General features: G+C 30.6%; 10 protein-coding genes. 9 read left to right on the top strand and 1 reads right to left on the bottom strand.

Annotated features, from left to right (window positions below; genetic code table 11):
• Positions 1–9: 9 nt before the first annotated feature.
• Positions 10–1938 carry an ABC-F family ATP-binding cassette domain-containing protein gene (locus FP432_RS07785; RefSeq protein WP_265488749.1) on the bottom strand — a complete coding sequence of 643 codons (1929 nt, stop codon included), beginning with the start codon at positions 1936–1938 and terminating at the stop codon, positions 10–12.
• A 199-nt stretch (positions 1939–2137) separates the two neighbouring features.
• Here FP432_RS07785 and FP432_RS07790 point away from each other — a divergent pair, with 199 nt between their 5' ends.
• From FP432_RS07790 to FP432_RS07830, 9 genes are all read left to right on the top strand, one after another.
• Positions 2138–2779, top strand: coding sequence for a redox-sensing transcriptional repressor Rex (locus FP432_RS07790; RefSeq protein ID WP_265488750.1), 642 nt, complete (start codon positions 2138–2140; stop codon positions 2777–2779).
• Between the two features lie 196 nt (positions 2780–2975).
• Positions 2976–3260 carry a co-chaperone GroES gene (gene groES / locus FP432_RS07795; RefSeq protein ID WP_265488751.1) on the top strand — a complete coding sequence of 95 codons (285 nt, stop codon included), beginning with the start codon at positions 2976–2978 and terminating at the stop codon, positions 3258–3260.
• Positions 3261–3285: 25 nt separating this feature from the next.
• Positions 3286–4917, top strand: a complete 1632-nt coding sequence (gene groL, locus FP432_RS07800) for a chaperonin GroEL (RefSeq protein WP_265488753.1) — start codon at positions 3286–3288, stop codon at positions 4915–4917.
• 138 nt (positions 4918–5055) lie between these two features.
• Positions 5056–5886 carry a helix-turn-helix domain-containing protein gene (locus FP432_RS07805; protein ID WP_265488754.1) on the top strand — a complete coding sequence of 277 codons (831 nt, stop codon included), beginning with the start codon at positions 5056–5058 and terminating at the stop codon, positions 5884–5886.
• Between the two features lie 154 nt (positions 5887–6040).
• Positions 6041–7123 carry a hypothetical protein gene (locus tag FP432_RS07810; RefSeq protein ID WP_265488755.1) on the top strand — a complete coding sequence of 361 codons (1083 nt, stop codon included), beginning with the start codon at positions 6041–6043 and terminating at the stop codon, positions 7121–7123.
• A gap of 16 nt (positions 7124–7139) precedes the next feature.
• Entirely contained in the window at positions 7140–8414 is a 1275-nt protein-coding gene (locus FP432_RS07815) for a hypothetical protein (protein WP_265488756.1), read from the top strand.
• 33 nt (positions 8415–8447) lie between these two features.
• Positions 8448–8594 carry a hypothetical protein gene (locus FP432_RS07820; protein ID WP_265488757.1) on the top strand — a complete coding sequence of 49 codons (147 nt, stop codon included), beginning with the start codon at positions 8448–8450 and terminating at the stop codon, positions 8592–8594.
• 60 nt (positions 8595–8654) lie between these two features.
• Positions 8655–9602: an NAD(P)/FAD-dependent oxidoreductase gene (locus FP432_RS07825; protein WP_265488758.1), complete on the top strand. Its 948-nt coding sequence runs from the start codon at positions 8655–8657 to the stop codon at positions 9600–9602.
• 6 nt (positions 9603–9608) lie between these two features.
• Positions 9609–10850 carry an MFS transporter gene (locus FP432_RS07830; protein ID WP_265488759.1) on the top strand — a complete coding sequence of 414 codons (1242 nt, stop codon included), beginning with the start codon at positions 9609–9611 and terminating at the stop codon, positions 10848–10850.
• Positions 10851–10898: the final 48 nt, after the last annotated feature.

Raw genomic sequence — 10898 nt, forward strand, 5'->3', positions numbered from 1 at the left:
ACTCTTTTTTTATTCAAATTTATCTAAGGCTTCAATTGCCTTTTCCCATTCATTGTTGGCTTGTTCAAGTTGTTTTTGCACTTTAGTCAGATCTTCTTGTAATGGGCCTAATTTTTCAAATGAAGCAGCAATTTCTGGATTAGCCATTTCAGTTTGAATACTATTTTCTTGATTTTCTAAGTCTTCAATTAAAGTTTCAGCATCTTTGACTGCACGTTCAAGTTTACGCTTTTGAGAATCTCGTGCCTTTTGCTCTTGATAGGAAAGTTTGGTTTTACTTTCGGAAGTAGTTGTAACTTTGTTATTTGAAGAGACAACATTATTTTCGGTTTGGGCAACTTTTTCTTTTTCTCTTTCACTAAGATAATAAGAATAATTACCTTCATAAATTTTAGCATGGCCATCTCTGACAGAAATAATCTTGTTAGCTAATTCATTGATGAAGTAACGGTCGTGAGAAACAAAAAGTAAAGTGCCATCATATTTATCTAAAGCAGCTTCTAAAACTTCTTTAGCTTCAATATCTAAGTGGTTTGTTGGTTCGTCCATTAGTAAGAAGTTGTCATGTTCCAATGAAAGAACAGTTAAGGTTAAACGCGCTTTTTGTCCACCAGATAATTGACCGACAGTTTTATCAATATCCTTAGCAGTAAATAAGAAACTAGCCAGAATTGAACGTACATCTTTTTCTGGCATAGTTTTATGACGATCCCAAATAGTGTCAAGAACTGTTTTGCGAGGTTCAAGGGTTTGGAGTTCCTGGTCATAGTAACCAAGGTCTAGACTGGCACCTAATTTAATAGAACCAGTTTTTGGTGTTAATTTGTCAACAACTGTTTTTAATAAAGTAGACTTACCAATTCCATTAGGGCCAATGATTGCTACGCGATCATTTTTGTTAACTTGGAAGTTAATATCTTCGACCATTGTTTTGTCAGGATAACCAATAGATAAATCCTTAGCTATTAAGACTTCTTTACCAGAAGGACGTTCACTAGAAAAATGAATTCTAACTTTATTTTTGTGCTTAGGTGGATTGATCCGCTCTAATTTTTCTAGTTGTTTACGTCTACTTTGAGCACGTTTGGTTGTAGAGACTCTAACTAAGTTTTTTTGAATGAATTCTTCTTCTTTTTTGATGTGTTCTTGTTGTTTTTCATAAGCTGCTTCTTGTTGTGAATCCATTAATTCACGTTCTTTAGTGTATTGAGTATAGTTACCCTTAAAAGTAGTTAGCTTACCAAAATTTAATTCAAAAATTTCATTAGTTAGATTGTCCAAAAAGTATTGATCGTGAGAAACAGTAACAATAGCGCCTTGATAGTTCTTGAGAAAACTTTCTAGCCAGTCTAATGTATCTAGGTCTAAGTGGTTAGTGGGTTCGTCAAGTAGTAACAAAGGTGGTTTTTGTAAAAGTAACTTTACAAAGGCCAAGCGTGTTTTTTCACCGCCTGATAAAGTCCCAATTACTTTTGACCAAGTATCTTCCTTAAAGTTAAATCCATTTAAAACGCTTTTAATCTCTGCTTGGTAGGTAAAGCCCCCAGCTTGTTCAAAGTCATATGCTAGTTGATCATAGCGTTTTAAAAGTTCTTGATCTTCGGGATGATCTGCAATTTGTTCTTGCATGCTAGTGATTTTTTTATTTGTCGCAATTAAGTCTGCAAAAACAGAAAGCATTTCTTCCCAGATGGTCTTACTTTCATCTAGACCATTTTCCTGAGCGATATAACCGACATCAATATTTTTGTTAATAGTGAACTCACCACCAGATGGATTTTGTTCGCTAGTCATTATTTTTAATAGAGTAGTTTTTCCAGCTCCATTTGGTCCAACAAGACCGATGCGAGCATTGTCAGGAATTGAAAAGGTAACTCCTGAAAAAATTGTATTAGCGCCAAAACGCTGTTCAAGATTTTGTCCTTGTGCAATTATCATAATTCTAATTCTCCTAGCAAATATTGTAACATAGCGCTTTATCCTAAATTTATTTTAGATTGTGAAATATTGGTATTTTTATTTAAAAATATTAATTTGTGAACTTGCTTACTTGATTTTTTTCGAAAGTATCGCGTATTATTGATGTGAAAAGTAAAATAATTCACATTCACAAACTATTGATGATGAGGTAAAAGAAATGGAAGCAATTAAAATTCCTAAGGCAACGGCAAGACGATTACCGTTATATTACCGCTATTTAATTTTTTTAAATGATGAAGGAAAAGAAAAAGTTTCTTCTACGGAATTATCAGAAGCAGTGCAAGTAGATAGTGCATCTATTAGAAGAGATTTTTCTTATTTTGGTGCTCTTGGTAAAAGAGGCTATGGTTATGATGTCAAAAGTCTCTTGAATTTCTTTAAAAAGATTTTAAACCAGGATACTTTAACTAATGTTGCTTTAGTTGGCGTCGGAAATATGGGGCAAGCCCTTTTAAATTACAATTTTAAGCGCACTAATAATATTCGTATTTCAGCAGCTTTTGATATTAATCCTAAGATTACGGGAACAATTATGAGTGGCGTTCCTGTTTATGATATGAGTGAAATGAAGAAGCAATTGCAAGAGCAACAAATTACGATTGCTATTTTATCAGTTCCACAAGCAGCTGCTCAAAAGACAGCTGAAGAAATGATAGAAGCTGGAATTAAAGGAATTATGAATTTTACTCCTTTACGCCTGTCTGCTCCTGCAGATATTAGGGTACAAAATGTCGACTTAGCAACTGAACTTCAAACTTTAATTTATTTCTTGGATTCAGATAAGAAAACTGATGACTAATTAAAATTAATTTTAAAACACAGACTTAGGTAATAGCCTGTGTTTTTTGCTATTTAGCACTCAATGATAAAAAGTGCTAATTTTTTGAACGTAAATTCTTGCATTCATCTTCTAAAGAGGTTAATATTTTAATTGTGAGTTAGCACTAGACAAAAATGAGTGCTAAATATTAATTATGCAATAGGAGGCATGCATCATGTTACAACCAATCGGTGATCGTGTAATCGTAAAAGTTGAAGAAGAGGAAGAACAAAAGGTTGGAGGCATTGTCCTTGCTTCTAATGCCAAAGAAAAACCTCAAGAAGGACAAATTGTATCTGTTGGTGAAGGCAGACGTAGTGCAAACGGCGAATTAATTCCAATGTCAGTTCAAAAAGGTGAAAAAGTATTCTTTGACAAGTATGCTGGAACTAAGTTGAACTACGAAGGTGAAGATTACTTAGTTCTTCACGAAGGCGACATTATCGCTGTCATTAAGTAATTTTAAATAAAAGGTGGCTAGAATTATGGCAAAAGATATTAAATTTAGCGAAGACGCAAGACGTTCATTATTAAAAGGTGTAGATAAGTTAGCTAACACTGTAAAAACTACTCTTGGACCTAAGGGTAGAAATGTTGTTTTAGAAAAGAGCTACGGCAACCCTGATATTACTAATGATGGTGTTACGATTGCTAAGAACATTGAATTAAAGAATAACTTTGAAAACATGGGTGCCAAACTTGTTGCAGAAGCAGCACAAAAGACTAACGATATCGCTGGTGATGGTACTACTACTGCAACTGTTTTAACTCAAGCAATTACCCAAGAAGGTATGAAGAATGTTACTGCTGGTGCTAACCCTGTAGGAATTCGTCGTGGTATTGAAACTGCTACTAAGGCAGCTGTTGATGAATTGCACAAGATCAGTCACCAAGTAAGTACTAAAGAAGAAATTGCACAAGTTGCTTCAGTTTCCTCAGCAAGTAAAGAAGTTGGTAATTTAATTGCCGATGCTATGGAAAAAGTTGGTAATGATGGTGTTATTACTATTGAAGAATCTAAAGGTATTAACACTGAATTATCAGTAGTTGAAGGTATGCAATTTGATCGTGGTTACTTATCACAATACATGGTAACTGATGACAACAAGATGGAAGCAGACCTTGATAATCCTTACATCTTGATTACTGACAAGAAGATTTCTAACATTCAAGACATCTTGCCATTATTACAAGATATTGTGCAACAAGGTAAGTCATTATTGATTATTGCTGATGATGTTGATGGTGAAGCTCTTCCAACTCTTGTCTTGAACAAGATTCGTGGTACTTTCAATGTAGTTGCTGTTAAGGCTCCTGGCTTTGGTGATCGTCGTAAGGAAATGCTTCAAGACATTGCTATTTTAACTGGTGGTACTGTAATTTCTTCAGATCTTGGTCTTGAATTGAAGGATACTAAGATTGATCAATTAGGTACTGCAGGCAAAGTTACTGTAACTAAGGATTCAACAACTATTGTTGAAGGTGGTGGCTCTAAAGAAGCTATTGAAGAAAGAGTTGACCAAATTAAGAGTCAAATTGAAGATGCTACTTCAGAATTTGACCGTAATAAGTTACACGAACGTCTTGCAAAACTTGCTGGTGGTGTAGCTGTCATCAAAGTTGGTGCTGCTACTGAAACTGAATTGAAGGAAAAGAAGTACAGAATCGAAGATGCCTTAAACGCAACTCGTGCCGCTGTTCAAGAAGGTTACGTTGCTGGTGGTGGTACTGCTTTAGTTGATGTTATGAAAGCCATCCAAGACAGTGTAAAGGGCGACAGTGAAGATGCTGAAACTGGTGTTAAGATCGTTATGAGAGCTTTAGGTGCTCCAGTTCGTCAAATTGCTGAAAATGCTGGTAAAGATGGCTCAGTAATCTTAGACCACTTGGAACACGAAAAGCCAGAAGTTGGTTACAACGCAGCTACTGATGAATGGGAAAACATGATTGATGCTGGTATTATTGACCCAACTAAGGTAACTCGTTCAGCTCTTCAAAATGCTGCTTCAATTGCTGCATTATTGTTAACTACTGAAGCAGTTGTTGCTGATGATCCAGATGACTCAAAGAATGATGGACCAGCTGCTCCAGCTAACCCAGGTATGGGCATGATGTAATAAGCTAACTCCTATTAAAAAGTTTATTAATCTTAAATAATTAAAATGCTGATGACTAAGTCATCAGCATTTTTTGTTGTTCTGTTATAGTGAATTTAAACAGAGAAAAAATACTTTTATATAGAATTGGAGATAAAGATGAATCAAGAAAGAAATATTGGAAAATTCTTATATCAAGAACGTAAAAAAAGAGGATTAACTCAAAAAGAATTCGTTAGAAATATTATTTCAGTATCTCAATATTCAAGAGTTGAACAAGGGCAACAAGATTTACGCACTATAGATTTCTTTAAAATAATTAATATTAATAAAATTAAATTAAATGAATTGATGACAGCTGTTAATGAAGAAAAGTTAGTTAACGAAAACTCAGATGATGAAATTTTAAAACGACTAGCGAACGCTTTTTATGATCGTAATTTAGTAGAAATAAAATCTATTAAAGAAAAATATCGTCCCATAAAATTAAAAGAAAATATTGTTTTACAAGCTACGTTGATGGAGTCAATTTTACAAGATAATTTAAAAAATTTAGATCCTATAATTATTAAAAAATTATCTCAAAAATTAAATGAAGCTGATGAGTGGACTACAAATAAAGTATTTTTACAACTATTTGGAAGTTCTATGATGATTTTTGATATGCAACGATTGAGTATTTATATGAAAAAAATTATACGAACTTATATGAATAAAATATCTCAGTATTCCTTTGAAACTCAAAGGAGAATAGGATCGATTTGCATTAATTATTTAGGCAGGGCATACCAAGAACAAGATCAGCAGTTGCTAACAAACATACTGAAGTTACTAGAAAATATGTCAGCTAATCCTGATATGTTAATGTATAAATTATTAGGGAAATATTTTGAAAGTTTATTTAAGAATGATAGAAGTCAAAGTGAGGAGATTCTAGAGATTTTATCTTTATCAGGATATAAGAAATTTATTGTAAATTTGCCAAAATAAATTTGCATATTTGCAAATTTTAACAAAAAATTTATTCGTGATGATATTATTTCTCTAATTATTAATTTAGGAGGAATAAATTATGATTATTGTAACATTGCCTATTTTACCTTAAATAAAAATTACATAAATAAGAGTTAAAGGTAGAAAATTAATGCAAAAAGAATCTAAACTTATTCAACAGTTAGTCAATGAGTCTAATTCGTATCAATCTCCTGTTGTGTTATATTCTCATAGATTACTAATCAATAATTTGAATAAAATAATTAAGGATTTAAGTTATTCGAAGAATAGAGTTTATTTATTTTATTCTGTTAAAGCTAACATGAATCCTGAAGTATTACAAATTATAAATAAGAAAGTTAGTGGTTTTAGTATCTCTTCAGATCAAGAGTATGAAAGTATAAGATTATTCAAAAATAAGATTATTAGTAGAACAGGCTTTTCTTTTCTTCATAATCATATTTCTAAGAATAAGGAAATTTTTTATTTTAATTCTATTTCTCAATTAGAAAATTTTCTTAAGTTAAATAGTGATAGGGCTTTACAAATAGGAATTAGAATAAGAGCTCCAAGGAACTTATATGATCGAAATTCATCTATCTCTAGATTTGGATTTTCAGAAGGCGCACTACGAGATTTAGAGTCATTACAAAAAAGATACAGTTTTAAAATAGATAGTATTCTTATTCACCAAGAAAACAAAGTTTTAGAAGATTGGCATAGACTCAGTAAATTTATTAAAGATATTTTGAAGAAGAAATTATTAAAGAATATTTCTTCTATAAATTTAGGTGGAGGATGGGATAATCTTTTTTTAAAGAATCAAATAGGATTGTTTATTAATCATTTAGGCATTCCCATCCACTATGATGTTTATATAGAACCAGGATCAGCTATAGTAAGAACTATTGGTATATTAAAAGCGGCTGTAATTGATGAAAATGAATTTGAGGATAAGCGTTATATAGTGGTAGATACTTCTCAATTTAATAATAGTTCATGGTATATACCGAGAATAATTGGATATTCAAAAAATGAAATAAATAGGAAGCCTATGACCACAAATGTTTATGGAAATACTTGTTATGAAAAAGATTATTTTGGACAGTATACAAAATGTACTATCAGCTTTGGAAGCAAAGTGTTTATGTTTCCAATTGGAGCATATTATTCTACTACTCATAGAGAATTGCATGGAATAAAATTTCCAAGAGAGTATGTTATATATGATTAAGAGCTATGAAATATATATGAATCAAATAGAAGAGGTTAGAAATCTGACTGATATAGCAAGGGAAATGGAATTATCAAGACCTCATATTTCATTAAAGGAAGATACAATAATTCAAAATGAACGGTTAATTATACAGCTAAATCAGGAGATAAGGAAAAGTTGGATAAAAAAGTGTTGCAATAGAACGGCACCAATATATAAATCACCATTATGGAATACAAATGTAAAAGATTTACAAAATTATTCTTATCATTATTCTTATGAAACCCTCTTAAATGATGAAAATGACTTTGCGGATTTATTAGGTTATCAAATCAAAAATATGACAAGTAAAACATTTCTTTTTTCAAGTGGAATGAATGCAATTTCGAATATTTTAAATTGCTTTAGTAGCTTGATTAAAGAAAAATTAATTATTCAGGCTAGTGCAGGGTATTTTGAAACAAAATATTTATTAAAAATTTTAAAAAGTATGGGAAATGAAATCTATACTGATTTTACTAATAATGTAAATGCCAATCTCTTTTATTTTGAACCGATTAAGTATGATGCTTCATTATCAACTACGGATTTAGATAAATTAATAAGCAGGGTTAATCAGTCTACACATTCGCTTAAATTTATAATTATGGATTCTACTATGCATAATAAAACTAAGATTTTTGATGAATTAAAAAATAAAATTTATAACTTAGATAATGTAGTATTATGTGATATTCGTTCTGGATTGAAATTGGATCAGGAAGGATTAGAGCTTTCAAATTTAGGTATATGTTCTATTTTTGTATCAAAGAATAACATGAATTTATTTCAAATAGTAAAAAGATATATTGAACACTATAAAAACTTAACGGGTGCAAATTTATCTTTTTATTCTTTGGTATTAAGTCATTATTTTAAAGGAAAAATTAAATCTGTAGAGTATACTCAAAAAGTTAAAAAACAGATAATGTGGGCTAGCAAAGCTATCACTTCGGATTCTTCTAGAATTATTAAAAGACTAATTTGGAGAAATAAGCGAATAGCTAATGAAAATTTAATAGCACCTTTTTTATTTATTGAATTATTTTCGCAAGAAGAAGAAGAGTATTTAAATTATATTCATAATTTTCAGAAGTTTATGAAAAAAAGGGGTACCCCAATAGACTATAGAAATAGTTGGGGATTCCGAATGCCATCGGTAGAATATTTTAATGATATCTTCACTCGAAAAAAATATATTAAATTTTATCCTGGATCTTTTCAGGGACTAACAGCTGTTAATGCTATTTATTATTTAAATAGGATATAAAATCTTAAGTATTATTAAAGGAGGTGAAGTAGTATGGAAATAAGACTTTCTAAAGATCAGCTTTCTATGAAAAATATGGAAATTAATTTGGATGAATTAGATAAAACATTAATGCCTGCATTATCAGATAGTGCTGAAATTTTAATGACAGCTTATCCAACGGTAGATAAGCCATATTAAAACGAAAACCATATATGGGTTCTAACCTATATATGTTTTTTTATTCAAGGAGAAAAATAAATGGAAGAAAATAAATATGATGTACTAATAGTGGGCGGTGGACCTGCGGGATTATATACAAGTATTATGTTAAAAAAGGGAACTCCTATGCAAGTTCCAAATGAAAATATAAAAGTAGGAATAATTGAGCCAAATAGAGTAGGCGGTCTTACTCAGTATGCTTATATACAAATAACTAAACACTGGGCATTTTCTGGAAGAAATCTTATTAATACCTTATGGAATGATGCAAAAGAAGCAGAAGTAAATTTTATACAAGAATATGTAGTACAAATTGATAAGGAGAAAAAGTTTTTTAAAGTTATAACAAATCAACGGATTTTAAAAGCAAAATATGTAATTATTGCAACCGGAATTATGACACATCCAAATATATTAGATACACCAGAAGTCGCAACAATTGGATTACATACGCCAGAGGAAATGATAAACGAAGCAGTAAATGATCATAATTGGAAAAGAGTATTAATAGCTGGAACAGATAAAAACTCAGTACAAGATTTATCAAAAACTATTTCTAAATTAGGTAAAAATAAATTGGAGTTAGTAAATTATTATGTATTTGATGAAACAGTAAATATTCAAAAGAAAAATTATGGAATTAATAATAATATTCTTCGTAAATATGATGGGATAATTTTTGATTATAATTCTTACAAATTAAAAAATGGAAGTACATCTTATTTTAAAAATTTAGGAATATTACAGAAGAATGGCTTTATAAAAACTAATAGTTTTGGGGAAACAAATGTTTTAGGGATATTTGCCGTCGGAAGCGTCACAATGCCGATATCCGGTATACCAGAAGCCATATATTCAGGACAAGTAACAGGACTGTATGTAGGGCGATTGTTAAAGAAGACGACTATCGCTGAACCAAGTGGAAGATTTCCATTTTTCCCTCGGGAACTTAATTGGAATTTTAGTTTTCAACATGAAATGGAATAATATAAAATGAATAATTTTACGAAATACGGTAATGTATATAGGCTACTGGGAGGGAGAATAGCTACTAATATAGCTGATAGTCTTTTTTATATGTCTATTTTATGGCATTTTAAAGAAATAACGAACTCTACTTTAGTAGTTTCTATAATTTTTGCAATAACATCAGGAATTGACACGATATCTTTTGGTTTTGGACCTTTAATCGATCGAATTTCTATAAAAAGGCTTTTAAAAATATCTACTTGCATTCAGATTTTAATTAGTATTGGAATTGTAGTTATGTTAACTATTAATATTAGAAATATAATAGTTAGTATTTTAATACTCATACTTTTTACAATTTCTTCTATATTATCTTCTGTGGTTTATCCTGCAGAAGACAAATTGTTACCTCTTTTTGTATCGGAAAGAGAAGTTTTGCGATTTAACGGCATTTTTCAGTTAACTTATAAAGTTTTAGATATAGCTTTAGATGCTTTTGTAACTGTTATTATTACAATAACTTCCATAAACATTACAGTAATTTTCTCTGGGATTGTTTTTGCTATTGCTTTATATTTTTATTCTAATTTAAAAATTAAAGTTATAGCAAAAAAAGTTCTTGAAGAAGAGGAATATTTTACTGGTTCGTATATAAAGGATTTATTAATAGGATGGAAAACTCTAAAAGAACAAAAAACAATTTTGGAATTGATTTTACCCATTTGTGTCATTAATCTATTTTATGGCATTTTTATGGTTGGTTTACCTTATTTTGCACAAAGCTATGTTAAAAATTCTGCGCTTGGTTATGGTGCATTACTTTTTGCTTCTTCTTTAGGTAGTATTTTAGGCGCTTTATTAGTTCAAAAATTTAAGATTGGAAAAGAAGAAATGCATGTATTTGTAGCTCTTTGCTTTTTAGGAGCAGGGATCTTTCGATTAATTGTACCTTTGGCTATAACGCTAAATGTATGGATAATACTTTTTGCTTCAGCAATATCAAGCGCTTGGATTACAATGATGAATATTAATTTTGAATCCTTAGTTCAATTAAGTTTTTCATCTTCTGTTTTAGGACGAGTTCAAACAATTAATTATAGTATTTTGTCGGTAATGATTCCAATTGGCTCTATACTCGGCGGCTGGATTGTAAGACTATGGGGATCACTATGTACACAATATATTTATGGGATTTCGTTATTACTGTGTGCACTATATTATATTTTAGTAATTAAAAGAAAGCCTGATATGTCAGCAGAGGAATAAAATAGGGCAACTAGTATTTTTAGAAGGAACGAATATTTTCACCTCTCT

The organism is Lactobacillus sp. PV034 (assembly GCF_014522305.1).
Classification (GTDB): Bacteria; Bacillota; Bacilli; order Lactobacillales; family Lactobacillaceae; genus Lactobacillus.

Bases quoted from the DNA above. Each gene is read 5' to 3' on its own strand.
- FP432_RS07785 (WP_265488749.1), bottom strand. From the start codon at position 1,938: ATGATAATTGCACAAGGACAAAATCTTGAACAGCGTTTTGGCGCTAAT.
- FP432_RS07790 (WP_265488750.1), top strand. From the start codon at position 2,138: ATGGAAGCAATTAAAATTCCTAAGGCAACGGCAAGACGATTACCGTTA.
- groES (WP_265488751.1), top strand. From the start codon at position 2,976: ATGTTACAACCAATCGGTGATCGTGTAATCGTAAAAGTTGAAGAAGAG.
- groL (WP_265488753.1), top strand. From the start codon at position 3,286: ATGGCAAAAGATATTAAATTTAGCGAAGACGCAAGACGTTCATTATTA.
- FP432_RS07805 (WP_265488754.1), top strand. From the start codon at position 5,056: ATGAATCAAGAAAGAAATATTGGAAAATTCTTATATCAAGAACGTAAA.
- FP432_RS07810 (WP_265488755.1), top strand. From the start codon at position 6,041: ATGCAAAAAGAATCTAAACTTATTCAACAGTTAGTCAATGAGTCTAAT.
- FP432_RS07815 (WP_265488756.1), top strand. From the start codon at position 7,140: ATGAATCAAATAGAAGAGGTTAGAAATCTGACTGATATAGCAAGGGAA.
- FP432_RS07820 (WP_265488757.1), top strand. From the start codon at position 8,448: ATGGAAATAAGACTTTCTAAAGATCAGCTTTCTATGAAAAATATGGAA.
- FP432_RS07825 (WP_265488758.1), top strand. From the start codon at position 8,655: ATGGAAGAAAATAAATATGATGTACTAATAGTGGGCGGTGGACCTGCG.
- FP432_RS07830 (WP_265488759.1), top strand. From the start codon at position 9,609: ATGAATAATTTTACGAAATACGGTAATGTATATAGGCTACTGGGAGGG.